Origin of the sequence: Diaphorobacter caeni (genome assembly GCF_015354245.1) — a bacterium.
Classification (GTDB): domain Bacteria; phylum Pseudomonadota; class Gammaproteobacteria; order Burkholderiales; family Burkholderiaceae_C; genus Diaphorobacter_A; species Diaphorobacter_A caeni.
The window spans coordinates 234,151-260,606 of sequence record NZ_JADKYZ010000001.1 but is presented as its reverse complement, the minus strand read 5'-3'; the positions used below and the strand labels follow the sequence as shown (position 1 = coordinate 260,606).

Below are 26,456 nucleotides of genomic sequence, written 5' to 3'. Positions count from 1 at the left end.
GTGCCGAACACACCTCTTATGAAAACTCTGACTCGCGGCGGTTGCCCGAGCGGCGCGCGAAGCGCAAAGCGAGTTCTGCCGCGGGTATTGAAAAGCGCGTTTTGGGTTACTTTTTGCGCGCAAGCAAAAAGTGACTCCGCCGCCGGGCGGAACTCCCGGCCTCTGCCCTCAGCAACACAGCAAAGCAGCAAAAGAAAAACGAGCCCCCGAGGCAACCAGCCTCAAAACAATCCACCGGCGCCGCTGGGCGGCGCAACCCCCAGATGCCGAAACGCCGCGAGCGTCGCCACCCGCCCGCGAGGCGTCCTCTGCAGATACCCCTGCTGAATCAAATAAGGCTCGATCACATCCTCGATCGTCCCGCTCTCCTCGCCGATGCTCGCCGCGATGTTGTCCAGCCCCACCGGCCCGCCATCAAAGCGATGGATCACTGCTTCAAGCAGTTTGCGGTCCATGACGTCGAAGCCCTGCGGATCGACATCGAGCATGGTCAGCGCGCGCTGCGCGATGTCCAGGGTGATGCGGCCGTCGCCCTTCACATCGGCGTAGTCGCGCACGCGGCGCAACAGACGGTTGGCGATGCGGGGGGTGCCGCGTGAGCGGCGGGCGATTTCAAACCCGCCTTCGTCATCGATGGGCGCGCCGAGCAGGCCGGCACTGCGCTTGACGATCTTGGCGAGTTCTTCGGGGGTGTAGAACTCGAGCCGCGCGACGATGCCGAAGCGGTCGCGCAGCGGGTTGGTCAGCATGCCGGCGCGGGTGGTCGCGCCGACCAGCGTGAAGGGCTGCAGATCGAGCTTGATCGAGCGGGCCGCCGGGCCTTCGCCGATCATGATGTCGATCTGGTAGTCCTCCAGCGCGGGGTACAGAATTTCCTCGACGACCGGCGACAGGCGGTGGATTTCGTCGATGAAGAGCACGTCGTTGCGCTCCAGATTGGTCAGCAGCGCGGCCAGATCCTTGGGCTTTTCGAGCACCGGGCCCGAGGTCTGGCGCAGGTTCACGCCCAACTCGGCGGCGATGATGTGGCTGAGCGTGGTCTTGCCGAGGCCCGGGGGTCCAAACAGCAGCACGTGGTCCAGCGCTTCTGAGCGCTTGCGTGCCGCGCCGATGAAAATTTCGAGCTGCTCGCGGGCCTTTGACTGGCCGACGTATTCATCGAGCAGCTTGGGGCGCAGTGCGCGCTCCAGAGCATCTTCCTGCGGAGATGCGGGCGCGGCGGAAACCACGCGCTGCTGATGTGGGGGTACGGGAGCGAAATCGTCGGTGTGGATGGTCATGCGGGCGTGGGGAAGAACGGCCTCGCCGCAAAGTTCGCGGGGCCGTGGCTCACATTATCCCTTGATGCCCTTTTCCGCCAAACGGCGTGCGTAGGCCGCGAGGATCAGCCGCTCGGAGTGCACCAGGTAGTCGTTGAGCGACGTCGCCGCCTCGGCGGGTTTGCCGGATTCGAACAGCGCGAGGATCTGCTGGTTCATGTCCACATACGGCGCGTGCAGAAAGTGCGGGTCCTGCATCAGGCCGAAGGCCACGCGCAGTTCGGCAAGCAGGTGGGAGAACATCACGTTCAGGCGCTCGCTGTCGGCCAGCTCGACCACCGCCTTGTGAAACGCCATGTTGGCCGTGCCCACGCCAAGCCAGTCTTCTTCGACGCGGCAGGTCTGCGCCTTCTGCACCGCCTCGCGCATGCGTTCGCGCGCGGGATGCATGGGGTAGCCCTGGGCAAGCGCCTGGCATTCGATCATGCGGCGCACGCGGTAGATGTCGATGATCGACGCGATGCTCGGCACCACGACCGAGACGCCCTTGTTCGGCTCGTGCGACAGCAGGCCTTCCTTGGTCAGCAGGCGGAACGCCTCGCGCACGGTGCTGCGCGAGATGTCCAGGCTTTCACAGATCGCCGCCTCCGAGAGGCGCTGCCCCGGTGCCCATTCGCCCAGGATGAGCTTCTCCCGCAACAGCTCCGCGATGCGGTCGGTGAGGTTCTGTGCGTCGGAGGTGCGGGACATGGTCTGGTGCATCTGTTTTTGTAGCGGATGCTCCAGTGTATCCACGCCGCTGCCCGCATGGCGCGATGGCGATCGAATGCGGCGGCCACCGCACAACTCCGAGGGAAACCGCCCGCAGTTACAAATACTAGGGGTTTCACCTATGCCGACCACTGCATTGTCTTATGAAAATACAGCATTGTCTGACAATTAATTCGCATTTGTAAAACAGACTCTCCAACAGTGCCTGTTGATCCTGTGCGATCTCTTGCAGCGCAAGAGAAAAAACGCCCGACAAGAAGCCGCAACCGGTTGCCCCTCCGTGGTTTCAGGTCGCGTCCGCCCACCTCTCCCGTCGCCGTCACTAGAAGGAAACACAACATGCCAACCGACGTCAACCTCTGGCCGCTGATAGGCGTGGCCATCATCATTGCGGGCTTCGTGCTGCGCTTCAATCCGATGCTGGTGGTGATCGTCACCGCCATCGGAACTGCGCTCGCCGCAGGCTTTCCCATCGAAAAAGTGCTGACCACCATCGGCACCGGTTTCGTGAAGACGCGCAATCTGCCGCTGATCATCCTGCTGCCGCTGGCCATCATCGGCCTGCTCGAGCGCCACGGCCTGCGCCAGCATGCGCAGCGCTGGATCAGCAACATCAAGTCGGCCACCGCCGGGCGTCTTTTCATCGTCTATCTGGCCGCGCGCCAGCTGACCGCAGCCGTCGGCCTGACCAGCCTCGGCGGGCATCCGCAGATGGTGCGCCCGCTGCTCGCGCCGATGGCCGAAGGCGCCACCGAGAACCGCTACGGCAAGCTCTCGCAGAAGGTGCGCGACAAGCTGCGCGCGTTCTCGGCCGCCACCGACAACGTGGGCCTGTTCTTCGGTGAAGACATCTTCGTGGCGTTCGGCGCCATCGTGCTGATGACCACCTTCCTCAAGGAAGCCGGCATCGAGGTCGAGCCGATCCACGTCGCGCTCTGGGGCATCCCGACCGCCGTCACCGCCTTCGTGATCCACGCGATCCGCCTGCACCGTCTCGACGCGTCGCTGGCCAAGGAAATCGCCGCCGAGTCCGCCGCATCGTCCAACGGCAATAACAACAACAGCAAGTGAGCACGAACATGACGCTGACGATTCAACACCTCTACTACCTGATCGGCTTCATCCTGGCCGTCACGGCGCTGCTCACGGTTCGCGACGCGACCAATCCACGCCGCTTCTCCAGTGCCGCTTTCTGGGCGATCTATGCGGTCGTGTTCCTTGCGGGCGACGTGATCCCGCCCATGTGGATCGGTCTCATGGCCGTGATCATGGCCGTGATCGCGGGCTTTGGCGGCGTGGCCGGTGGCAAGCACCAGCCCCGCACCGACGCGCAATATCTGGAAAGCGCCAAGCGCCTTGGCAACAAGCTCTTCGTGCCGGCCCTCGCGATTCCGCTGATCACCATGATCGGCACGCTGTCGGCCAAGCACCTGGTCATCGGCGGCACACCGCTGCTCGACCCCAAGAACACCACGCTGGTGAGCCTGGGCGTGGGCTGCGTGATCGCGCTGATCCTCGCCTGCTGGCTCACGCGCGAGTCGCCCGTGCAGGGCATGCGTGAATCCTGGCGCCTCACCGACGCGCTCGGCTGGGCACTGGTGCTGCCGCAGATGCTGGGCATGCTCGGCCTCGTGTTCTCGGACGCGGGCGTGGGCAAGGCCGTGGCCTATGTGACGACCACCTACATCAACATGGACATCAAGTTCATCGCCGTCGCGGTCTACGTGATCGGCATGGCGCTGTTCACCGTCATCATGGGCAACGGCTTCGCTGCCTTCCCGGTGATGACCGGCGGCGTGGGCGTGCCGGTGCTGGTCCACCACTTCGGTGGCGACCCGGCCGTGATGGCCGCCGTGGGCATGCTTTCGGGCTACTGCGGCACGCTGATGACGCCGATGGCCGCGAACTTCAACCTCGTGCCCGCCGCGCTGCTGGAGATCGACAAGAACGCGGTGATCAAGGCGCAGATTCCCACGGCGCTCTTGCTTCTGGTCGCCAATGTGTTCATCCTGTATTTCCTGATGTTCCGTTGATCACCGCCAGCCCAACGTCCACAGCCCACGAGAAGGATTCCCGCATGTCCATTCGAAACTCCGCCCCCACGATCCTGCTGACCGGCTTCGAGCCCTTCGAGAACGATCCGATCAACCCCGCATGGGAGATCGCCCGCGCGCTCGATGGCGAGGTCATCGCCGGAGCCACGGTGCACGGCGTCGAGCTGCCCTGCGTGTTCGGCGATTCGATCGAGGCGCTGGATCAGGCCATCGCGCGCTACCGGCCCGTGCTGGTCGTGGCGCTGGGTTTTGCGGGCAACCGCAGCGACATCACACCGGAGCGCGTGGCCATCAATCTGGATGATGCGCGCATCGCGGACAACGCGGGCAATCAACCCGTGGACACGCAAGTGGTGCAAGGCGGCCCCTCGGCCTACTTCTCCACCTTGCCGATCAAGGCCATGACGCGCGCCATGCTCGACACGGGCGTAGCCGCGTCGGTCTCCAACACCGCCGGAACCTTTGTCTGCAACCACATCTTCTATGCGGTGATGCACAGCCTCGCGCATAGCGCAGCAGCCCCCGGCGCGCGCGGTGGCTTCATTCACGTGCCGCCGCTGCCCGACATGAAGGACAAGAACCCGAGCAATGCCGGCATGGATCTGGCCTCGCAGGTCAAGGGCATCCGCGCAGCACTGCACGCCGCCATGACGGTGGAGCAGGACCTGCGCGTCACCGCAGGCCAGATCTCCTGAACCGGCCACACCAACAAGAGAAGCATCATGATGAAAATGGACCTCAACAGCGACCTCGGCGAGAGCTTTGGCGCATGGAGCATGGGCGACGACGCCGCAATGCTCGACATCGTGAGCAGCGCCAACGTGGCCTGCGGTTTTCACGCGGGCGATCCGGCGGGCATCCTCAAGACGCTCAAGGCCGCCAAGGAGCGCAACGTCACCGTCGGCGCGCATGTGGCATACCCCGATCTGGTGGGCTTCGGCCGCCGCAACATGGACATCGGCAGCGCCGACCTCATCGCCAGCGTGATCTACCAGATCGGCGCGCTGCAGGGCCTCGCGCAGGCCGCGGGCACGAGCGTCAAATATGTGAAGCCCCACGGCGCGCTCTACAACAAGATCGCCCAGGACAAGCGTCAGGCGGGCGATGTGATCAAGGCGCTGCTCGAGATCGACAAGTCGCTCGTGCTGGTTGCGCTCGCAGGCGCGCCGCTGATCCAGTGGGCGCGCGAAGCGGGCCTCACCGTGGTCGCCGAAGCCTTTGCCGACCGCGCCTACACGCCGGGCGGCGAGCTGGTCTCGCGCACCCTGCCGGGTGCCGTGCTGCACGATGAAAGCGAGATCACCGAGCGCATGGTCAAGCTCGTTCGCGACGGCGCGGTGACCGCCATCGACGGCAGCACCGTGCGCATCGAAGCCGACTCGATCTGCGTGCACGGCGACAGCCCCGGCGCCGTCTCCATCGCGCTCAATCTGCGCGAGCGCTTCACGCGCGACGGCATCGCGATCGCCTCGTTCGTGCAATGAAGACTCAGGAAAGCGCACGATGACCGTCGAAAAAAACACCATGCGATTTCTGCCTGTCAACCGCAACGCGTTGATGGTGGAACTCGCCGATCTGGACGACACGCTGGCGCTGCTGGCCTCGCTGCAGCGCACGCCGGTGCACGGCGTGCAGGAGCTGGTTCCGGCCGCCAGGACGATTCTTGTGTACTTTCGCGCCTCGGCCACAACGGCCGCGCAGGTGGTGACCGAGATCGCCTCGCGCAAGCTCGACGCGCGCGCCGAACGCAGCGACGTGCTCGTGGAAATCCCCGTGTACTACAACGGCGAGGACCTGGCCGATGTGGCGCAGATCCTCGGCATCAGCCAAGAGGAAGTCATTGCCCGCCACACCGGCAGCGAATACACCGTCGCCTTCACCGGCTTCGCGCCGGGCTTCGGCTACCTGAGCGGCGGCGACCCGATCTTCAACGTGCCCCGCCGCAGCTCGCCGCGCACCAAGGTGCCAGCGGGTTCCGTGGCGCTTGCGGGCACCTTCAGCGCGGTCTACCCGCAGGCCAGCCCCGGCGGCTGGCAGTTGCTCGGCGTGACCGAAACGCCGATGTGGGACCTCTCGCGCCCCCTGCCCGCCTTGCTGCAGCCCGGCTACCGCGTGCGATTCGTGGACGCGGCCAAGCTGCCCGCCGCTGCGGAAACCACGGCGCCCAAGGCCGCTGAAAAGCCCGCATCGTCCGCCAGCGCCCATGCACTGCTGGTGCGCGCGACCGGCCTGCTCACCGTGTTCCAGGACACGGGGCGCCATGGCCAGGCGGGCCAGGGCGTGTCGGCCTCTGGCGCGATGGACCAGGTTGCGCTCAAGACGGCGAACCGCCTCGTCGGCAACGCCAGCCATGTCGCTGCGCTCGAGACCGTGGGCGGCGGCCTGCAGCTCAGGAGCCGTGGCGACAACGTGGTCGCGGTGACGGGCGCCGACGCTCCCATCACGATCACTACCGCCGACGGCCAACGCTGGAATGCCGCGCGCTACGCGCCCATCCCGATGGCCGATGGCGACACGCTGGCCATCGGCCAGCCTGCGGCGGGCGCGCGCTGCTACGTGGCGGTGCGCGGCGGCTTCGACGTGACGCCGATCCTCGACAGCTGCGCCACCGACACCCTCGCCAACGTGGGCCCCGCGCCGCTCAAGGCAGGCGATGTGCTGGGCGTTCACCGCGCTGCAGGCCAGATCGTCGGCGACACCGCAATGCCGCCCGATGATCTGCCCACGCTCGAGAACGACGTGGTGCTCGACATCGAGTTCGGCCCGCGCACCGACTGGTTCATGCCAGAGGCCGTCGAGCTGCTGTGCGCCCAGCGCTGGCAGGTCACGCCGCAGTCCAACCGCGTGGGCCTGCGCATCGCGGGCGAGGTGCCGCTCACGCGCACCATCACGGCCGAGCTGCCCAGCGAGGGCACGCCGCTCGGCGCGCTGCAGGTGCCCGCCAACGGCCAGCCCGTGCTGTTCCTTGCGGACCATCCCCTGACCGGCGGCTACCCCGTGATCGCCTGCGTCGCCCCGCACCACCTCGACCGCGCGGGCCAGATCCCCGTGGGTGCGTGGCTGCGCTTCAACCCCATTCGCCGGTTCAGCGAGCTGACGCCCGCTGCATCCGTCCCCAACGCCTGAAGAGAACATCGCCATGAAAAAAGTACTGATTGCCAACCGTGGTGAGATCGCCGTCCGAGTGGCTCGCGCCTGCGCAGACTACGGTGTGAAATCCGTCGCCATCTATGCCGACTCCGACATCGACGCGCAGCATGTGCGCATGGCCGACGAGGCCTATGGCCTGAGCGGCGAGCGTCCTGCGGACAGCTATCTCAACATCGCCAAGATCATCGACATCGCGAAGAAAAGCGGCGCCGACGCGGTGCACCCCGGCTACGGCTTTCTGTCGGAAAGCGAAGCCTTTGCCAGCGCCGTCCTCAATGCGGGCCTGATCTGGATCGGCCCCCGACCCGAGACCATCGCCCTGCTCGGCGACAAGGTCAGCGCGCGCAAGGTGGCGCTCGATGTGGGAGCGCCGCTCGTCGCGGGCACCAAGGATCCGGTGAAGGACGCCAGCGAGGTGCTGGCCTTTGCCGAGCAGCACGGTCTGCCCATCATCATCAAGGCCGCATTCGGCGGCGGGGGTCGCGGCATGAAGATCGCGTGGCGCATGGACGAGGTCGAAGAGCTGTTCGCGTCGGCCACCCGCGAGGCCATCACCGCCTTTGGTCGTGGCGAGTGCTTCGTCGAGCAGTTCCTCGACAAGCCGCGCCACATCGAGGCCCAGGTGATCGCCGACACCCACGGCAACGTGGTCGTGCTCGGCACGCGCGACTGCTCGCTGCAGCGCCGCAACCAGAAGCTGGTCGAAGAGGCTCCCGCGCCCTTCATCAGCGACGAGCAGCGCGAGCGCATCCACGAGTCCGCACGCGCCATCTGCGCCAAGGCCGGCTATGTGAGCGCGGGCACGGTGGAATATCTGCTGAGCCAGAGCGGCGCGATCTCCTTCCTCGAAGTCAACACCCGCCTGCAGGTCGAGCACCCGGTGACCGAGCAGACCACGGGCGTCGACCTCGTCGTCGAGCAGCTGCGCGTGGCCGACGGCCTGCCGCTGTCGATCACCGCAACGCCCCGGCCCACCGGCCACTCGTTCGAATTCCGCATCAACGCGGAAGACGTCGGCCGTGGCTTCCTCCCCACGCCCGGCAAGATCACCCGCTTCGACGCCCCGGGCGGCCCCGGCGTGCGCGTCGACTCTGGCGTGCAGACCGGCTCGGTCATCTCGGGCTCGTTCGATTCGATGATGGCCAAGCTCATCGTCACCGGTGCCACCCGTGAACAGGCCCTCGTGCGTGCCCGCCGCGCGTTGAAGGAATTCCAGATCGACGGCGTGGCCTCGGTATTGCCGTTCCACCGCGCCGTGGTGAATCAGGCCGATTTTGAGGGCGCAGACGGTTTCAAGGTCCACACCCGCTGGATCGAGACCGAGTTCACCGAGCCCTTGGCCGCCGCCGTGCGCGCCGAGCCGCTGGCCGACACCACGCTCACCCGCACCGCCATCGAGATCGACGGCAGGCGCGTCACCCTCGGCCTGCCCGCCGCGCTGCTGCAAGGTCTTGCCGCCGCGCCCGGCTCCGCCAGCCAGGCCGCCCCCGCCCCGGCGGCCGATCCGAACACCGTCGAATCCCCCATCGCGGGCAATCTGCACGCCTGGAAGGTGCAGGACGGCGACACCGTGAACGAAGGCGACGTGATCGCGGTGATGGAGGCGATGAAGATGGAAATGCAGGTGACCGCGCACAAGAGCGGAAAGATCGCGCTGCTGGCCCAAGCCGGCACGGCGCAGACGCTGGGCGCGGCGCTGGCGCGCATCGCCTGACGCAGCGCTGGCCCGACCCACTTCCCCGCCTTCAACCCCGATCACCACAGGACCCACATGACTCAACCACTGATTTCACGACGCGCGCTGGTGGCCACGGCCGCCGCGATGTCCGCTCTGACGCTGGCAGGCCCCGCCATCGCGCAGGCCAACTACCCCAACAAGCCGATCCGCCTGATCGTTCCGTTCGCGCCCGGTGGCTCGGTCGACATGGTCGGCCGCATCATCGCCGAGATGCTGACCACCCACCTCAACGCGACGGTGGTCGTCGAGAACATTCCCGGCGCAGCGGGCGTGGTCGGCGCGCAGCGCGTGGTCAGTTCCAAGCCCGATGGCTACACGCTGATGGCCGGTTCGAGCAATGAAATGGCGGGCACCAAGTTCGTCAACGCGGCGCAGAAATACGATCCTTCCGTGGACCTGACGCCCATCGGCCTCGCCGCCATCGCCCCCAACATCTGGGTGGCCGGCTCGAGCATGAAGGTCAAGACCGCCGAGGAGTTCGTCGCTCTGGCCAAGGCCAATCCCGGCAAGTACAGCTACGGCAGCCCCGGCGTCGGCTCCACGCCGCACTTCTCCGGCGAGCTGATCAAGAAGATCGCGGGCGTCGATCTCGCGCACATCCCCTACAAGGGCTCGGCCGCGATGGTCAGCGACCTGGCGGGCGGCACGCTGGACTTCGGCGTCATCTCCCAATCGCTCGCGGCCCCGTTCATCAAGGAAGGCCGCATGACGGCTCTCGGCGTGACCACGGCCACCCGCGTGGCATCCATGAAGGACATCCCCGCGCTCAGCGAAAGCCCGTCGCTCAAGGGCTATGCGCTCAACGGCTGGTTCGCCTTCGCGGGCCCCAAGGGTCTGCCACCCGAGGTCGTGAGCAAGCTGAAGGCGGCCCTCAAGGCGGGCCTTGCGGATCCCGCCATCCGCGCGCGCCTCGACGCCGCCGGTGCCCCCGCCGCCAAGGGCGATGAAGACCTCGCCCAGATCATCCGCAGCGACATGGGCAAGTACGCCGAGCTGGTGAAATTCGCCAAGATCACGGCGGAGTGAGGGCGATGCGCGATCACGTTTGAAGCCGATCGCCGGCACTCGATGAGAAATGGCCCGTTGCCTTGTGCAGCGGGCCATTTTTGCTTTTTGCCCGGCCCGATTCCGGCCGCTCGGGTTTGAGATATTTTCAATGCTGCATCGTCGGCATTCTGGGTACATTCCATCATCGACCTGCACCCTGCGGATCGATGATCTGCACAGGGAGTCACGCCATGCCCCTCGCCCTCTACGGTCATCCCTTCTCCTCCTACACCCAGAAGGCGCTGATCGCGCTCTACGAAAACCGGACGCCGTTCGAGTTCCGCTGCATCGGCCCCGAACATCCCGATCACGTCGCAGACTGGTCCGCGCGCTGGCCGCTGCGCAAGTTTCCGGTGCTGGTGGACGACGGCCTCACCGTGGCCGAGAGCAGCATCGTCATCGAGCATCTGCAACTGCGCCACCCCGGCCCCGTGCGCCTGATTCCCACCGACGCCGGCGCGGCGCTCGAGGTGCGCTTCATGGATCGCTTCTTCGACCTGCATGTGATGGCCCCGATGCAGGCCGCCGTGTTCGGCGCGCTCTCGGGGGATGAGGCCAGGCGCCGCGACGGCATGGCGCAGGCCGAGGACAAGCTCGCCATCGCCTACCGCTGGCTGGATGAAAGGCTGGCCGGACGCGTCTGGGCGGCAGGCTGCGACTTCAGCATGGCCGACTGCGCGGCCGCTCCGTCGCTGTTCTATGCGGACTGGACGGTGGCGATTCCCGACGACTGCCCCACCCTCAAGGCCTACCACGCCCGGCTGCTCGCACGCCCGTCCTTTGCACGGGCGGTGGACGAAGCCCGGCCGTTCCGGCATTTCTTTCCGCTGGGCGCGCCGAAGCGGGATTGAAACGCACCGCGACGCCTCCAAGCCCCGCAGTGACGCTGGGGTTGCCTGCTTTCGGTAACATGGAGCCCCTCGCGCATGCGCGTGCACGTGCCAGCGGCGGGTCCTGGGGACTGATTTCATCCCGACGATTTCCGCTGAGCGACTGAGCGAGCCCCTTTTGTCCCCTCTCCGGCGCCAGCACACGAGTTGGCCGGGGTTGCACCCGAATCGCACTTCGGGACCCACGATATGACCCAACAGAATCCCCCCTCGTTTTTCAGTCGCGTCGCGATTGCCATCGGCAGTTTCTTTGCCATTCTGGGCAATGCGCGCCTGGCGGGCGACATCACCCGTCTGCGCGGCGGCGAAGCGCTCGCTGCCGACGTGCCCACGCCCGAACCTCGGGAAGTGCGCATCGAAGTGCCGGTCGAGAAGATCGTCGCGACCCGCGTGGAAGTCCCCGTCGAGAAGATCATCGAGCGCACGGTGCAGATCCGCGTGCCGACCGACACGGCGGCCCTGCAGGTGCTGGGCCTGATGCAGCGCGAGGCGCGCTTCGTGGACTTCATCCAGGAAGAGGTGAAGCACTACACCGACGCCGAGATCGGCGCGGCCGCGCGCGTGGTGCATGAGGGCTGCCGCAAGGTGCTCAAGGAGCACTTCACGCTCGCCCCCGTGCGCGATGAAGCCGAAGGCAGCCGCATCACCGTCGCGCCCGGCTTCGACACCACGGCGATCCGGCTCACCGGCAACGTCGTGGGTCAGGCGCCGTTCACCGGCACGCTCACGCACCGTGGCTGGAAGGTGACCCGGATGCAGCTGCCGCAGCTGACCGATGAGAAGGCCGCCGAGATCGTGGCCCAGGCCGAAGTGGAGCTGTGACTCCCCCTGAGTCGCTTCGCGCCTTCCCCCTGGGGGACGACGCCTTCGCCGCGAGGCGGCTCTTGCTCGGCGTCTGCTGGTATGGCCTGCTCCGCGGCCTTTTGATGGGCGACGCCGCGCTACAACGAAGAATGTGCGCCTGATTGCGCCTCGTTTGATTGCAAAGAATTTTTATGGACTCGTCTTCTTCCTCCCACTCCAATCCCAATGCCCTGTTCTGCATCGGCATCGATCTGGGCACCACGCACTGCGCGCTGTCGTATGTGGACAAGACCGCCAGTGATGGCGACAAGGTCGATCAGCAAGTGCTGAGCGTGCCGCAGCTCACCGCGCCCGCGAGCGTGGAGGGCAAGCCGCTGCTGCCGTCCTTCCTCTATCTGCCGCACGAGACCGAGCTGACCGCCGCCGACATGGCGCTGCCGGGCGCGGGCGAGCAGAGCTTCATCGTCGGCGAGCTGGCGCGCACGCGCGGTGCGAACACGCCCATCCGTCTGGTGAGCAGCGCCAAGAGCTGGCTGTGCCATCCGGGCGTGGATCGCCGCGCGGCGATCCTGCCCTCCGATGCGCCGCCGGAAGTCGCGCGTGTGTCGCCGCTCGAAGCCTCGACGCGCTATCTCAAGCATCTGCGCTGGGCGTGGAACAACGCGCATCCGGAAGCGCCGTTTGACGAGCAGGACATCACCGTCACCATTCCCGCGTCGTTCGATCCTGCCGCGCGCGAGCTGACCGCCGAAGCCTGCCGCAACGCGGGTTTTCAGAACCTCACGCTGCTCGAAGAGCCGCAGGCCGCGCTCTACAGCTGGATCCAGCAAAGCGGCGGCCAGTGGCGCAAGCAGGTGAAGAACGGCGACATCATCCTCGTCGTCGACGTGGGTGGCGGCACGACCGACCTCTCGCTGATCGCCGTGCTGGAGCGCGAGGGCAATCTCGAACTGCAGCGCGTGGCCGTGGGCGAGCACATTCTGCTCGGCGGCGACAACATGGATCTGGCGCTGGCCTACGGCCTTGCGCGCAAGCTCGCCGCCGAGGGCAAACAGCTCGACGCGTGGCAGACGCGCTCTCTCTCGCACGGCTGCCGCGCGGCCAAGGAGCAGCTGCTCGCCGATGAGAATCTGCAGAGCGTTGCGGTCGTCGTGCCCAGCCGCGGCAGCAAGCTGATCGGCGGCAGCATCCGCACCGAACTCACGCGCGCCGAAGTGCTGGCCATGCTGGTCGAAGGCTTCTTTCCCAAGGTGGCCGCAAGCGACAAGCCGCAGACGCGCGCCCGCTCCGCGCTCACGCAGCTCGGCCTGCCCTATGCGCAGGACGCGGCCGTCACCCGCCACCTCGCGGCCTTCCTCGCGCGCCAGGCAGGAGCCACCGAGCAGATCGACGGCCTGCAGGGCACGCAGCCGCAGGGCGCCGCATTCCTGCATCCGTCGGCGGTCCTGTTCAACGGCGGCGTACTCAAGTCCACCCAGATCGAGCAGCGCATCATCGATGTCATCAACGGCTGGCTGACGGCTGAGGGCGCACCCGCGCTGCGCGTGCTCGACGGCGCGAACCTCGATCTCGCGGTCGCGCGCGGCGCGGCCTACTACGGCCATGTGCGCCAGGGCCGTGGCGTGCGCATCCGCGGCGGCACGGCGCAGTCGTACTACGTCGGCATCGAGTCCAACATGCCCGCGATTCCCGGCATGGAGCCGCCCATTTCTGCGCTGTGCCTCGCGCCGTTCGGCCTGGAAGAAGGCTCGGAAGTGGCGCTCGACGGCGAAGAGTTCGGCCTCGTGGTCGGCGAGCCGGTGCGCCTGCGCTTCTTCGGCTCGTCCGTGCGCCGCAGCGATGCCGTGGGCACGATGCTCGATTTCTGGGGCCCCGATGAACTGGTCGAGCTGCAGGAAATCGAAGCCCTGCTGCCCGCCGAAGGCCGCAGCGCGGGCGACGTCGTGCCCGTGACGCTGCATGCGCGCGTGACCGACATCGGCACGCTTGAGCTCAACGCCGTTCCCGTGGGCGGCAGCGAGCGCTGGAAGGTAGAGTTCGACGTGCGCGCCGAAACGACCGCCGAAAGCACCGCCGACGAGCAGCAATGACCCAGGACCCGATCCTGTAGACGAACGCACCATGTCCACCCTGCACCAATCTTTGCTCGACAGCCTCGTCTATCTGGACAAGGACTTTGTCGCCGACCGCTACGAACTCGCAACGGGCGAGCCCGCGCCGACCACCATCACCCGCCCGCAAGGCAAGAAATCCGGCGCGAACACGCTTCCGTTTTCCGCCGAGGTCAGCGCGCGAGAGATGCGCTCGTTTGACGTGTCCTCGTCGCGGATGCTGATGGAGATCTGGCCCGATCTGACCGAGCAACCGGCGGTGAACGTGAGCGAATACGCCGAGCGTTCGATGTCGGAATTCGGCTGGGTGCAGGGGCATCTCTCGACGTTTCAGGTGCGCAGCAAATCGCAGCGCGACGGTCAGGACGTGGTGACCGCGCAGTCGAGCCACTTTCAGCTGCGCGGTCTCGAACATGGCCGCTACATCGACCTGATCACCACCCCGGACTATTTCGCCTCGGGCTTCAACGCGCTGCTGCCGCTGCAGATGACGCTGCTGGCCAAGTTCGCGCTGCCCGTGTGCATGTACATGCGCCTGCTGCCCGCGAAGGACCACGCGGAGAACTGGATCGCCGTGCCGCTCGTGATCGTCGAATCGCGTCCCGCGCTTCTCAGAGACATTCAAGCCTTGCTCTGATCTTGCAATGACCACCGTACCTGCAGCGACCCATGTCGTCGGCATCGACCTCGGCACCAGCAACACGGTGGCCGCCTCGGTTTCGTTGACGGATGCCGGCGTCGGCATCGAACTGCTGCAGATCCCGCAGCGCACCGCGCCGGACGAGATTTCCGCGCAGCCGCTGCTGCCCTCGGTGCGCTATCACGGGGCCGTCGGTGAACTCGGCGAGGCCGCATGGCAGAAGCCCTGGCCCACCATGGACGCGAGTGCCGCCACTCCCGCCGTCGTCGGCCGCTGGGCGCGCGATCTGGGCGCGGCCGTGCCGTCGCGCCTTGTGGCCAGCGCCAAGAGCTGGCTCTCGCACACGGGCGTGGACCGCAGCGCGGCGATCCTGCCCTGGGGCGCTGCGGAGGACGTGCACAAGATTTCGCCCGTCACCGCATCCGCCAGCTATCTCGCCCATGTGAAGGCCGCGTGGGATGCCGCGCACCCCGACGCGCCGCTCGCGCGGCAGATCGTCGTGCTCACGGTGCCCGCATCGTTTGACGAAGGCGCGCGCGCCCTGACGCTGGAGGCCGCAAGGCTCGCCGGTCTGCCGCAGGTGCGTCTGCTCGAAGAACCCAAGGCCGCGTTTCACGACTGGCTGGTGCTGCAGGGCGAGCAGCTCAAGGCGCAGCTCAAGGACAGCAGACTGGTGCTCGTCGTCGACGTGGGCGGCGGCACCACCGACCTCACGCTGATCCGCGTGGAGCCATCCCCCGATGCCGACGCGCAGCCCGCGCTCAACCGCATCGCCGTCGGCGAGCATCTCATGCTCGGCGGCGACAACATGGATCTGGCGCTCGCGCACCGCCTCGAGCCGCAGTTTTTCGCTCCCGGCGAACAGCGCCTGCCCGCCACGCGCTTTGCGCAGCTCGTGCAGCGCTGCCGCATCGCGAAGATCCAGCTGCTGGCCGAGCAAGCGCCCGCGACGGTCACTGTCACCCTGCTCGGCAGCGGCTCGCGCCTGATGGCGCAGACGCGCTCGGCCGTGCTGACGCGCGAGGACGTACGCTCGTGGATCGTCGAAGGCTTTCTGCCGCTGGCGGCCATCGGCGATGCGCCCGCCAAACGCCAGGGAGCGCTGCGCGGCTTCGGCCTGCCCTATCCCGCCGATGCGGCCATCTCGCGGCATCTGGCGCAGTTTCTCTCGCAGCACGCGGCAGGCGAACTGCCCGACACCGTGCTGCTCAACGGCGGCGTTTTCCATGCCCATGCGCTGGTCGAACGGCTCACCGCACAGCTCCAGCAATGGCGCGGCAGCGCCGTGCGCGTGCTGCACAACCCGCATCCCGACTGGGCCGTGGCGCGCGGTGCGGCGGCGTACGGACTGACGCTCGACGAGGCGCAGGCGGCCCGCGCCCACCACCAACAACCTGTCGCCGCTCTGCCTCGCATCGGCGGCGGCGCGGCGCGCAGCTACTGGCTGGTGCTGCGCGGCCAACCCGGCGCCGCCGCACAGGGCCTGTGCCTGCTGCCGCGCGGCACGCAGGAAGGCACACGCATCACGCTGACCGGGCGGCGCTTCGCGCTCAAGCTGGGGCAGGCGGTGCGTTTTGAACTCGTGTCCAACAGCCTCAGCGATCAACCCTTTCAGGCCGGGCAACTGATCACGCTGCACGGCGAAGGCTGGTTGAGACTGCCGCCTCTCGCCACCGTGCTGCACGCTTCCGATACCGCAGCCAAACGCACGTCGGTCGAGGTGCAACTGCAGGCCTGCATGACCGAAGTGGGCACGCTCGAGGTGCGCTGCATTTCGGCCGACAATGCCGACGAAGGCGCGGAGCCATGGCTGCTGCCCTTCGATCTGCGCGCGCAGACGGGCGACGATGCACTGGACGACGAGAACTCCGCGACGAAATCAGGCTCGCTGCTCAGCGCCGCCATCGAACAGATCGACCGCATCTTCGGCACGCAGGCCAAGGAGGTCACGGCCAAGGAAGTGCGCCAACTGCGGCAGGCCATCGAGAAGGTGCTCGGCCCGCGCGAGTCGTGGTGCGTGGCCGCGTTGCGCGCGTTGTTCGACGCGCTGCTCGCGCGCACCAGACGCCGTCGCCGCTCCGCCGAGCACGAGCGCGTATGGCTCAATCTCGCCGGTTGGTGCCTGCGCCCCGGCGTGGGCGCGGAGCTCGACGACTGGCGCATCGCGCAGATCTGGCAGCTCTACGATCAGGGCATCGCCTACGGCAAGGAGTCGGCCAACTGGACCGAGTGGTGGGTGTTCTGGCGGCGCGTGGCCGCAGGTCTGAACGAAGCGCAGCAGATGCAGGTGCTCGAGGACGTCGCGGGCCAGATGCAGAAGGCAGTGCAGCAGACCACGCAGCGCAGCGCGGGCAAGTCCACGCACGGCAGCTATGAGGACATGCTGCGCCTTTTCGCCGCGATGGAGGCCGTGCCCTGGCAGTACCGCCAGGAGATGGGCCAGTGGATGCTCTCGCGCCTCAAGCGCGCGGACGAGACACCGCAGACCTGGTGGGCGATCGGCCGCATCGCCGCGCGCCAGCCGGTGGCGGCCAACGCGCATCTGACCATGCCGCCGGGACCTGCCTCCGAATTTCTCGACGCCACGCTCGCGCAGGACTGGCGAAGAAACGAAACCGCGATGTTCGCGGCCGTGCAGATCGCCCGCATGACCGGCGACCGGGCGCGCGACATGAGCGATGCCCAGCGCGCCGCCGTGCTCGACAAGCTCAGAACGTCCGGCGCGCCCGAGCGCTGGATGGAGCTCGTGCGGTCGGTGCAGGAGATGGATGCCGAGGACCGCAAGCGCAGCTTCGGCGACAGCCTTCCGCCCGGCCTGAGCCTGCTGCGCTGAGCGCGCTGGGTTCGCCAAGCATCTCCAAAACGAATCATTGACTCGCCAAAAGGAATTGGACGCGAATACTTGAACTGCGCACCATGAGCCCAACGCCGGAAGCCGAATGAATGGCAGACACGACACGGCGTTGGATTCAAGGAGACATCCAGCATGTTCATGCAGCGTTCCGCTTTCCTCAGGCTTCTCAAGGCGTCCACGCTCGCGGGCGCCCTGGCCGTCACGGGCCTCGCGTCGGCACAGGTGCCCTACCCCGGCGCCGGCACGATCACGCTGGTCGTGCCGTTCGCGGCCGGCAGCGGCACCGATGCGGTCGCGCGCGTCGTCGCCCAGAAGCTCGGCGAGCGGCTCAAGCAATCGGTCATCGTGGACAACCGTGCCGGTGCCAGCGCGCAGATCGGCGCGCAGTTCGCGGCCAAGGCCAAGCCCGATGGCTACACGCTCTTCATGACCACGAACACCTCGCACTCGGCGAACCCGTGGCTGTTCAAAAGCCTCAAGTACGACCCCATCAAGGACTTCACGCCGATCGCCCGCGTGGGCGAGCTGCCGTTCGCGCTGGTGGTCAGTCCCAAACTGCCGGTCAAGAGCGTGCAGGAACTGCTCGACTACGCCAAGGCCCATCCCGACAAGCTCTCCTACGGCACGCCCAACAGCACCTCCGAAGTGGCCTTGGAGACCATCAAATTCATCTCCAGGCTGCAGATCACCAAGGTGCCGTACAAGTCGAGCCCCCAGGCGTTGACCGACCTGATGGGCGACCAGATCCAAGTCTACGTCGCGGATCTCGGATCGAGCTGGAGCATGATCAAAAGCGATCGCGTGCGCGCGCTCGGCGTGACCGCCGCCAAAGGCTCGAGCCTGCTGCCGAATCTGCCGCCCATCGGCAAGACGATCGCGGGCTTTGACCTCACCTCGTGGAACGGCATCTTCGCGCCAGCGCACACGCCCAAGGAGGTCGTGGACCGCATCAACGCCGAGCTGCAGGTGATTCTGGCCGACAAGGCCGTGCGCGAGCAGCTCGCGGGCGTGGGCTTCGAAGTCTGGCCCACGAAGACGCCCGAGGAATTCGCCGGCTACGTGAACGATCAGCTCGCCTACTGGGGCAAGCTGATCAAGCAGGCCGGCATCGAGAAGGAGTGACGCGCATGACCGGCACCATGACAAACACGACAAGCAAATACCTGATCCGCGAGCAGGACGTCGAGGGCTACAGCCCCGCCAACCACCATGGCACGGTGAACCGCCGGCTGGTCAGCGCGGCCAACGTGGGCGCGAAACACATGGAGGTCGTGCTCGGCACGCTCGAGAAAGGCGGCGGCGCGCTGCCGCATGCCCACCCAGGCATGGAGCAGGCCTGTTATCTGCTGGAGGGCACGGCCGAGGTCGAGATCGAGGGCGAGCGCTTTCAGATGCAGCCCGGCGACACCTGCTTCTTCCCCGAAGACCGCATGCACATCTTCCGCGTGACGAGCGACACGCCGGTGCGGCTGCTCGTGATCTACAGCCCGCCCTACGCCGAAAACCCCGAGCGCGTGCGCCGCCCCGCCTGAACCCTAAAGCGAAAGCGAACCCCGACCATGGACTTTCTCCTGAACGAACAGCAAGAGCAGATCCGCGACGCGATCGCGCGCGTGTGCCACCCCTTCGACGACGACTACTGGCTCAAGAAGGACCGCGATGGCGGCTTTCCCGACGACTTTCACAGGGCGCTGGCCGATGCCGGCTGGCTCGGCATCGCCATGCCCGAGGAATACGGCGGTGCGGGCCTCGGCATCAGCGAAGCCGCGCTGATGATGCACACCATTGCCGAAACCGGCGCGGGCCTGTCGGGCGCATCGGCGGTGCACATGAACATCTTCGGCCTGCATCCAGTCGTGGTGTTCGGCACCGAGGAGCAGAAAAAGCGCTGGCTGCCACCGCTCATCGCAGGCAAGGACAAGGCCTGCTTCGGCGTGACCGAGCCCAACACCGGGCTCAACACGCTCAAGCTCAAGACCCGCGCCGAGCGTCAAGGCGACCACTACATCGTGCACGGCCAGAAGGTGTGGATCTCGACCGCGCAGGTCGCCAACAAGATCCTGCTGCTCGCGCGCACCAAGCCCATCGAAGAATGCCAGGGCACGGACGGCCTGAGCCTGTTCTACACCGACGTCGACCGCAGCACCATGGAGATCCGCGAGATCGACAAGCTCGGGCGCAAGTGCGTGGACTCCAACCAGGTCTTCATCGACGGCCTGCGCATTCCCGTCGAAGACCGCGTGGGCGAGGAACACAAGGGCTTTTCGTACATCCTGCACGGACTCAACCCCGAGCGCATACTGATCGCGGCGGAGGCCGTGGGACTGGGCCGCGCCGCCCTCGCCCGCGCCACGCGCTATGCCAACGAGCGCATCGTCTTCGACCGCCCCATCGGCAAGAATCAGGGCATACAGCATCCGCTCGCGCTGTCGTGGATGCAGCTCGAATCCGCGCATCTCATGGTGCAGAAGGCCGCCTTTCTCTACGACCGCCACCTGCCCTGCGGAGCCGAGGCCAACGCCGCCAAATACCTCGGCGCCGAGGCCTGCGGCAAGGCTTGCGAGACGGCGATCTTCACGCTCGGCGGCATGGGTTACGCCAAGGAATACCACGTCGAGCGCTACATGCGCGAATCATGGATTCCGCGCCTCGCGCCGGTAAGCCCGCAGATGATCATGAACTTCATCGCGGAAAAGGTACTGGGTCTTCCCAAGTCGTACTGACTCCGCCGGCCAGCGCGCTCACATGAACGTCCGGGAAAACGCCAGTTGGATGCCCGTGTCCAAAGCCGGTGGATGGATGCAAGATATCGCGTTCATGAAAACCCATCTGCTCCGCTACTTTGTCGTGCTCGCCGAAGAACGCCATTTCGGTCGCGCGGCGCAGCGTCTGTTCATCACCCAGCCCCCGCTGTCCACGGCGCTCAAGACGCTGGAGGAAGACCTCGGCGTGCTGCTGGTCGAACGCGACGCCAAGCACGTGCGGCTCACGCCTGCGGGCGAGGCGTTTCTGCTGGAAGCCCGCAAGGTGCTCGCGCAACTGCAGCGCGCGGCCGACGTGGTGCGCAGCGTGGCCCAGGGCACCGAAGGTCGTCTGGATGTTGGCATCACCGGATCGATGGTCTACCGCAACGTGCCCCAGTACTGCAAGGCCTTCGAGACCGCGCGGCCCAACGTCGAGCTGTGCATGCACGAGATGTCCACCGGCGAGCAGCTGCGCGCGCTCGCCTCGGGCGACATCGACGTGGGTTTTCTCAACATCGGCTTTCCGCCCGACGAGCTGGTCATGCTGCCGCTCGAATCCGAAGTGCTGGTGGCCTGCCTGCCCGCAAGCCACCCGCTCGCGGCGAATGCCGACATCGAACTCACCCAGATCGCACGCGAGGATTTCGTGATGTTCTCCCGCGATGTCTCGCCCGCCAACTACGACAACGTGATGGCCTGCATGCATCAGGCCGGAATCCACCCCCGCACCAGCCACGCCGCAAGGCAGTGGCTCACCGTCGTCGCGCTGGTGTCGACAGGATGCGGAGTGGCGCTGGTGCCCGCCTGCATGGCGAAGGCGGGAATCCATGGGGTGCGGTTTCTTCCGCTGCGCGGCGTGAAGATGCTCACCCCCGCGATCATGGCCTGGCGCAAATCCGATGATCGGGTGCTTCTCTCCGCCCTGGTCGAAACCGTTCGCTCCTGCGTTCAGGCTGAATCACTTTGAGATTGGTTCGTTGATCGTTTCAAGGCGGCAATATCGCCCTTGATACTTTGTTGCGCAGCCTTGCCGTATGGGCATACTGTCTGCGGCAGCGCGTCGCGTCTCAAGGGCGATCTTGCCGTTGTGGGGGTGATTCAAAGAATGCGCTCACTGCCGCATCTGCCGGCGCTTCGCGCGTGAAATTTTCCAAGTTCATCGCAGCCTCTCCATGGCCGCCCGGCAAGCCGGAGTGGGCCTACGAAGCCCAGCGAGCGATCGTGCAAGCACCACAACGACGAGATGGGCCATAGCGCTAGGCGTCGCTTCCGCAGATCAGTGCAAGCGCACGACAAGGAAGCGCAACGACGCGGGATGGCACATATCGTCGCCCCAAAATGATGGACCCATCGCCGCCAAAGGCGGCGTCACGATCCAATCCACCGCGAAGAAATCAGGTCAGCCCCGCATGAAGAACAGGATGGCCATGATCAGGCCTGTGGCTACGATGCCCCATCGCAACCAGGTCGCAGGCACCTTGCGCGCCAGACGGGCACCAATGTAGCCACCCAAAGTGGCTGCGATCATCATGATCAGCGCCTGCTTCCATTGCACCAGTCCGCCGACGGCGTAGATGGCGACCGCGATGGCGGTCAGCAGTGCCGAGACCAGATTCTTCATGCCGTTCATCGCGTGCAGATTCGTCTGGCCGAGCAGGCCGAACAGCGCGAGCAGCAGGATGCCGAGGCCGCCGTTGAAATAGCCGCCGTAGACCGCGACCGCCAGCATGCCGAGAATGCCCTTGATGGGCGATGCGGTCTGTCCGGGATGGGCCTCCTTGGCGGCCCAGGCGCGCAGTTGGGGGCCGAAGGCGAACATGGCGGTGGCCGCGAGCAGCAGCCAGGGCACGACCTTGCGGAACACGGCGTCCGGGGTGACCAGCAGCAGCGCGGCGCCTGCCATGCCGCCGATCAGCGAGGTGATGACCACCGTGCGCATCGACAGGCCGGGCGGCGGCTGCATGTCTTCGCGAAAGCCCCAGGCGCCCGCGACATAGCCGGGGAACAGCGCGACGGTGCCGGTGGCGTTGGCGATGACCGGAGGCACGCCGGTGAAGACCAGCGCGGGCAGGGTCAGAAAGCTGCCGCCGCCGGCGACGGAATTGAGCGCCCCGGCCACGAAGGCCGCAGCGAGGAGCAGGCCCCATTGCGCGAAGAAATCCATGCGTTGTGTCTCTCGTTGTCGTGACTCTACATGGCCATGCCGCGGGTCTCTTTGGACAGGAGACTCGCGGCATCGTCCATGGGATGCATGTTAGGCCGACTCGGGCCGCCCGTTACGCCACCTGAACGCAATACTGCTTAACAGCGGCCAAGCTGTACGGCTGTATGGCCATCACGCCGTCAGCCGCTCCCTCGCTCATTTCGCGTACGGATCCTCGAAGCCCAGTTCCGCCATGATGTCGGTTTCGTAGGCTTCCATTTCCTCGGCGTCTTCGGTGCTGGTCTCGTGGTCCCAGCCCTGGGCGTGCAGCGTGCCGTGCACCAGCAGGTGGGCGTAGTGCTCTTCGAGCGACTTGTTCTGCCCTTTCGCCTCGCGCTCGACGACGGGCGCGCACAGCACGAGGTCGGCCATCACGCTTGGCTCCTGCTGGTAGTCGAACGTGAGCACGTTGGTCGCGTAGTCCTTCTTGCGGAATTCGCGGTTGAGGCTCTGGCCTTCTTCGGTGCCGACGATGCGCACGGTGATTTCCGCGTCGACCGCCAGCGCGTGACGGATCCAGCGCGTGACCTTGCTGCGGGAGAGCACGGCGCGGTGCTCGGCCACATCATCGAATTTGGCGAACTGCAGGGACAGGGAGAGTTGGTTGAGTGCCATGGTGATGTCCGTCTTTCCTGCCGTCTCAGGCACGCGAGCCGCTGCGGGTCTTGCCCTGCGCGTCGTAGGCATCGACGATGCGCGCCACCAGCGGGTGACGCACCACGTCGGCCGAAGTGAAGCGCGAGACCGCAATGCCCTTGACGCGCTTGAGCACGCGCTCGGCGTCGATCAGGCCGCTCGGCGCGCCCTTGGGCAGGTCGATCTGGCTCACGTCGCCGGTCACCACGGCCTTGGCGCCGAAGCCGATGCGGGTGAGGAACATCTTCATCTGCTCGGGCGTGGTGTTCTGCGCCTCGTCGAGGATCACGAACGCGTTGTTCAGCGTGCGTCCGCGCATGAAGGCGAGCGGCGCGATCTCGAGCTGGTTGCGCTCGAAGGCCTTCTGCACCTTGTCGAAGCCCATCAGTTCGTAGAGCGCGTCGTACAGCGGCCGCAGATAGGGATCGACCTTCTGCGTGAGATCGCCCGGGAGGAAACCGAGGCGCTCGCCCGCCTCGACGGCCGGGCGCGTGAGCACGATGCGCTGCACGTTGCTGCGCTCAAGCGCGTCCACGGCGCAGGCCACGGCCAGATAGGTCTTGCCGGTACCGGCGGGGCCGATGCCGAAGGTGATGTCGTGACTGGCGATGTTCTCGAGATAGGTGATCTGCGTCGGCGTGCGCGCGCGCAGGTCGGCGCGGCGCGTGGTGAGCTGGATCTGGCTCTGCGCCTCGCCCTCGGCCAGCATGTCGCTGTCGCCCGCGAGCATGAGCTGCAGCTGTTCTTCCTTGATGGGGCGGTCCGCCAGTTCATAGAGCGCCTGCAGCAGCTCCATGGCCTGCGTCGCCTTGGCCTTGGTGCCGTCCACCTTGAACTGCTCGTGGCGATGAGCGATCTTGACCTGCAATGCGTCTTCGATGGTGCGCAGGTGCGCATCGGCCGGTCCACAGAGGTTGGTGAGGCGGGTATTGTTGTGTGGGGTGAAAGTGTGGCGTTGAATCACGCGGATAATTTGGTTGATTGCGCCGCAAAGTGCGGCTGAGGATTGCAATGATAGGCAAATTGACCGGCACCCTGCTTGAAAAGAACCCTCCCGAGGTCCTGGTGGACTGCAACGGAGTGGGCTATGAGGTGCAAGTTCCCATGAGTACCTTCTACAACCTGCCCGCCGTCGGCGAGCGCGTGGCGCTGCTCACACAGTTCATCGTGCGCGAGGATGCGCAGCTGCTCTACGGCTTCGGATCGGTCGAGGAACGCCAGACTTTCCGCGAGCTCATCAAGATTTCGGGCGTCGGCCCGCGCACCGCGCTGTCGATCCTCTCGGGCCTGGGCGTGGGAGATCTGGCGCAGGCCGTTACGCTGCAGGAAGCCGGCCGCCTCGTGAAGGTGCCCGGCATCGGCAAGAAGACCGCAGAGCGCCTGCTGCTCGAGCTCAAGGGCAAGCTCGGCGCGGACATCGGCCTCAAGGCCCATGCGGTGAACGACGCGCAGGCCGACATCCTCCAGGCCTTGCTGGCCCTTGGCTACAACGACAAGGAGGCGGCCGCGGCCCTCAAGGCCCTGCCTGCGGACGTGGGCGTGAGCGACGGCATCAAGATGGCGCTCAAGTCACTCGCCAAGTGACCCTCGTCGACGACACAAATCGAGACACCTTTGTGTCTTGACTTGTGTCGTCGCGCAGCGGCATCAGATGACCATTGCACCGTGATGTACCGCATATATTTGCGATTTTCTGCCATATGATTCACTCATATTTGCTGTGATCGATGGTGAGCCTGTACCTGATTCAGAACTGCATTTGAGATAAATGCTGAGTTCTGTTCAACTTGATTGACAAGTTCATTCGCGAGACCTGTTGCTTTGTCCGATGTCCGGGAGTAGGAGTCGGCGGTTTTGTTTGCAAATGTAGGCGACTGGCAACTTTACACACCTGATCCGCAAATGGGCTTGGCTTGGCATAAATCGATTGAGTGCCCAGCGAATAATCGGGCGATTCAATAGGAGCAGGTGATGAGTAAACATTCCAAAGCATGGTGGCTGGCCGGCAGCGTGGCGCTGGTCATCGCCGGTTGCGGCGGCGGCAGTGGCAGCAGCAACACGGACAGCGGCAGCGGGTCCGGCACGGGCACCGATACCGGGTCGGGCACCGGCACAACGACACCCGCGCAGCCCAACCTTGCGGAACGCATCGAGCCCTACGACACCGCCACCAAGAGCGTGCAGGCCTCCGCCAAATCAAGCGCCACCGTGCGCGGCGCTGCGACGTCGCAGGCGATTGCGAACGTGGCTCTGTCGGCACCCTCATCCACGCTCAAATCGAGCACGCTGACCGCCGCAGTGGACGCCAAGCCCGGCACGCCCATCCAGATCGGCGTGCAGCGTGAGGTCTCCGCGACTGCGAGCGTAGCCGCAACCAGCGCGCTGCTCGCATGGAAGCCCACCGACAGCGGCGCGAGCGTGGCCGCCATCGCGTTCGACTCCCCGACCGCGCAAGGCGTGCGTCTGGGCGTTCTGGTGCAGCAGCTGCCCGCCAAGGCCGTGCTGCGCTTCTACGACGCCGCGGGTGGCGAGGCGGTCGAAGTCACCGCCGCCGAACTGCAGACCCAGACCGAACAGCTCAGGAACAGCGGTGCCGACGACCAGGTCGCGCGCACCTACTGGAGCCCCGAATTCGGCGGCGCGAGAACGATTCTCGAAGTCGAGATCGCCGCCGCAGCCGACGCTTCGCAGGTGCAGATCGCCGTGCCCACCCTCTCGCACTTCGCCTTCAGCGCCGCAGAGATGGAGAAGAACGTTCTGGAAAAGGCCACGTCAGAGAGCTGCAACATCGACGTGATGTGCCAGTCCGACTACCTCCAGCAGGGTCGCTCGGTCGCGCGCATGATCTATGTGAGCGGTGCCGGCTCGTACTACTGCACCGGCACGCTCATCAATGACGCCAAGTCGAGCGGCACGCCGTACTTCCTCACGGCCAACCACTGCATTTCGACCCAGGCGGAAGCCTCCTCGCTGATCACGGACTGGTTCTACACCGCGTCGGCCTGCAACTCGGGCACCGTGTCCACCAACACGCGCCGCCTGAACAAGGGCGCGTCCCTGCTCTACGCCACCGCAAGCACCGACACCTCGTTCCTGCAGCTCAACGAGGCTCCGCCCTCGGGCGTCGTCTACGCGGGCTCGTATTACGGCTCCGCGCTCACCACCGGCAATGGAATTGCAGGTGTCCACCATCCCAGCGGTGATCTGCAGAAGATGAGCGTCGGCACGGTCAAGGGCCTCGGCCAGTGCAGCAACGACACCTGCATCGACTCCTCGGACAGCAACAACGGCTTCTACGCGGTGAACTGGCAGCAGGGCACGACCGAAGGCGGCAGCAGCGGCTCCGCCCTGTTCTACGCCATTGGATCGTCGCGCTATGTGACGGGCTCGCTCTACGGCGGCACCGCGTCGTGCGAGGTCCGCAACGGAGCGGACTACTACGGCCGCTTCGACGTGCCCTACAAGGCCAAGCTCAAGCAGTGGCTCAACCCCTGATCCGGTGAGCCACTGATCGAAGATCTGTGCGAGGGCGTGGCCGCCGGACGAATGAGGAGC

Annotated in this window: 23 protein-coding genes; 18 read left to right on the top strand and 5 right to left on the bottom strand. The window is 66.1% G+C overall.

Translation table 11 applies throughout. The annotated features are described in order from the left end of the window. Positions 1-221 precede the first annotated feature (221 nt). Together ruvB and ISG32_RS01175 are read right to left on the bottom strand one after the other, a co-directional pair. Complete coding sequence (gene ruvB / locus ISG32_RS01180) at positions 222-1,280, bottom strand: Holliday junction branch migration DNA helicase RuvB (protein WP_194769195.1); 1,059 nt, start codon at positions 1,278-1,280, stop codon at positions 222-224. A 54-nt stretch (positions 1,281-1,334) separates the two neighbouring features. After that, positions 1,335-2,009 carry a GntR family transcriptional regulator gene (locus tag ISG32_RS01175; protein WP_194769194.1) on the bottom strand — a complete coding sequence of 225 codons (675 nt, stop codon included), beginning with the start codon at positions 2,007-2,009 and terminating at the stop codon, positions 1,335-1,337. A gap of 360 nt (positions 2,010-2,369) precedes the next feature. Here ISG32_RS01175 and ISG32_RS01170 point away from each other — a divergent pair, with 360 nt between their 5' ends. The 16 genes from ISG32_RS01170 to ISG32_RS01095 all read left to right on the top strand — a co-directional run bounded on the left by ISG32_RS01170 (position 2,370) and on the right by ISG32_RS01095 (position 21,029). Then, complete coding sequence (locus tag ISG32_RS01170) at positions 2,370-3,101, top strand: DUF969 domain-containing protein (RefSeq protein ID WP_194769193.1); 732 nt, start codon at positions 2,370-2,372, stop codon at positions 3,099-3,101. An 8-nt stretch (positions 3,102-3,109) separates the two neighbouring features. Next, the gene (locus ISG32_RS01165; protein ID WP_194769192.1) at positions 3,110-4,063 is read left to right on the top strand and encodes a DUF979 domain-containing protein; all 954 of its coding nucleotides are present in this window, start codon (positions 3,110-3,112) and stop codon (positions 4,061-4,063) included. A gap of 44 nt (positions 4,064-4,107) precedes the next feature. After that, positions 4,108-4,779 carry a pyroglutamyl-peptidase I gene (gene pcp, locus ISG32_RS01160; RefSeq protein ID WP_194769191.1) on the top strand — a complete coding sequence of 224 codons (672 nt, stop codon included), beginning with the start codon at positions 4,108-4,110 and terminating at the stop codon, positions 4,777-4,779. A gap of 30 nt (positions 4,780-4,809) precedes the next feature. Further along, positions 4,810-5,568 carry a LamB/YcsF family protein gene (locus ISG32_RS01155; RefSeq protein ID WP_194769692.1) on the top strand — a complete coding sequence of 253 codons (759 nt, stop codon included), beginning with the start codon at positions 4,810-4,812 and terminating at the stop codon, positions 5,566-5,568. A 40-nt stretch (positions 5,569-5,608) separates the two neighbouring features. Continuing rightward, a complete protein-coding gene (locus ISG32_RS01150; protein WP_194769691.1) occupies positions 5,609-7,210 on the top strand; it encodes a 5-oxoprolinase subunit B/C family protein in 1,602 nt (533 codons plus the stop codon). A gap of 13 nt (positions 7,211-7,223) precedes the next feature. After that, positions 7,224-8,948 carry an acetyl/propionyl/methylcrotonyl-CoA carboxylase subunit alpha gene (locus ISG32_RS01145; RefSeq protein WP_194769190.1) on the top strand — a complete coding sequence of 575 codons (1,725 nt, stop codon included), beginning with the start codon at positions 7,224-7,226 and terminating at the stop codon, positions 8,946-8,948. A 57-nt stretch (positions 8,949-9,005) separates the two neighbouring features. Continuing rightward, positions 9,006-9,998 (top strand): Bug family tripartite tricarboxylate transporter substrate binding protein, encoded by a 993-nt coding sequence (locus ISG32_RS01140; protein WP_194769189.1) that lies wholly within the window; start codon positions 9,006-9,008, stop codon positions 9,996-9,998. 212 nt (positions 9,999-10,210) lie between these two features. Next, positions 10,211-10,870, top strand: coding sequence for a glutathione S-transferase family protein (locus ISG32_RS01135; RefSeq protein WP_194769188.1), 660 nt, complete (start codon positions 10,211-10,213; stop codon positions 10,868-10,870). Positions 10,871-11,098: 228 nt separating this feature from the next. Then, the gene (locus tag ISG32_RS01130; protein ID WP_194769187.1) at positions 11,099-11,731 is read left to right on the top strand and encodes a DUF2760 domain-containing protein; all 633 of its coding nucleotides are present in this window, start codon (positions 11,099-11,101) and stop codon (positions 11,729-11,731) included. Positions 11,732-11,904: 173 nt separating this feature from the next. Next, complete coding sequence (locus ISG32_RS01125; RefSeq protein ID WP_194769186.1) at positions 11,905-13,803, top strand: Hsp70 family protein; 1,899 nt, start codon at positions 11,905-11,907, stop codon at positions 13,801-13,803. Between the two features lie 31 nt (positions 13,804-13,834). Next, a complete protein-coding gene (locus ISG32_RS01120) occupies positions 13,835-14,461 on the top strand; it encodes a hypothetical protein (protein ID WP_194769185.1) in 627 nt (208 codons plus the stop codon). A 7-nt stretch (positions 14,462-14,468) separates the two neighbouring features. After that, on the top strand, positions 14,469-17,297 hold the full coding sequence (locus tag ISG32_RS01115; protein WP_194769184.1) for an Hsp70 family protein: 2,829 nt from the start codon (positions 14,469-14,471) through the stop codon (positions 17,295-17,297). 159 nt (positions 17,298-17,456) lie between these two features. Next, positions 17,457-18,440, top strand: a complete 984-nt coding sequence (locus tag ISG32_RS01110; RefSeq protein WP_194769183.1) for a Bug family tripartite tricarboxylate transporter substrate binding protein — start codon at positions 17,457-17,459, stop codon at positions 18,438-18,440. Between the two features lie 17 nt (positions 18,441-18,457). Beyond that, a complete protein-coding gene (locus tag ISG32_RS01105; protein WP_194769182.1) occupies positions 18,458-18,850 on the top strand; it encodes a cupin domain-containing protein in 393 nt (130 codons plus the stop codon). 27 nt (positions 18,851-18,877) lie between these two features. Further along, the gene (locus ISG32_RS01100) at positions 18,878-20,041 is read left to right on the top strand and encodes an acyl-CoA dehydrogenase family protein (protein WP_194769181.1); all 1,164 of its coding nucleotides are present in this window, start codon (positions 18,878-18,880) and stop codon (positions 20,039-20,041) included. Between the two features lie 94 nt (positions 20,042-20,135). Then, positions 20,136-21,029 carry a LysR family transcriptional regulator gene (locus ISG32_RS01095; protein WP_194769180.1) on the top strand — a complete coding sequence of 298 codons (894 nt, stop codon included), beginning with the start codon at positions 20,136-20,138 and terminating at the stop codon, positions 21,027-21,029. Between the two features lie 432 nt (positions 21,030-21,461). Here ISG32_RS01095 and ISG32_RS01090 read toward each other — a convergent pair whose 3' ends face one another. The 3 genes from ISG32_RS01090 to ISG32_RS01080 form a co-directional block, all read right to left on the bottom strand. Next, entirely contained in the window at positions 21,462-22,226 is a 765-nt protein-coding gene (locus tag ISG32_RS01090) for a sulfite exporter TauE/SafE family protein (RefSeq protein WP_194769179.1), read from the bottom strand. 195 nt (positions 22,227-22,421) lie between these two features. Continuing rightward, positions 22,422-22,880, bottom strand: a complete 459-nt coding sequence (gene ybeY / locus ISG32_RS01085; RefSeq protein ID WP_194769178.1) for an rRNA maturation RNase YbeY — start codon at positions 22,878-22,880, stop codon at positions 22,422-22,424. A 25-nt stretch (positions 22,881-22,905) separates the two neighbouring features. After that, entirely contained in the window at positions 22,906-23,865 is a 960-nt protein-coding gene (locus ISG32_RS01080; RefSeq protein WP_194769177.1) for a PhoH family protein, read from the bottom strand. Positions 23,866-23,912: 47 nt separating this feature from the next. Between ISG32_RS01080 and ruvA the strand changes: the two genes are divergently transcribed. Both ruvA and ISG32_RS01070 read left to right on the top strand, forming a co-directional pair. Next, positions 23,913-24,485: a Holliday junction branch migration protein RuvA gene (gene ruvA, locus ISG32_RS01075; protein WP_194769176.1), complete on the top strand. Its 573-nt coding sequence runs from the start codon at positions 23,913-23,915 to the stop codon at positions 24,483-24,485. A 387-nt stretch (positions 24,486-24,872) separates the two neighbouring features. Next, positions 24,873-26,396: a trypsin-like serine peptidase gene (locus ISG32_RS01070; protein WP_194769175.1), complete on the top strand. Its 1,524-nt coding sequence runs from the start codon at positions 24,873-24,875 to the stop codon at positions 26,394-26,396. Positions 26,397-26,456 lie beyond the last annotated feature (60 nt).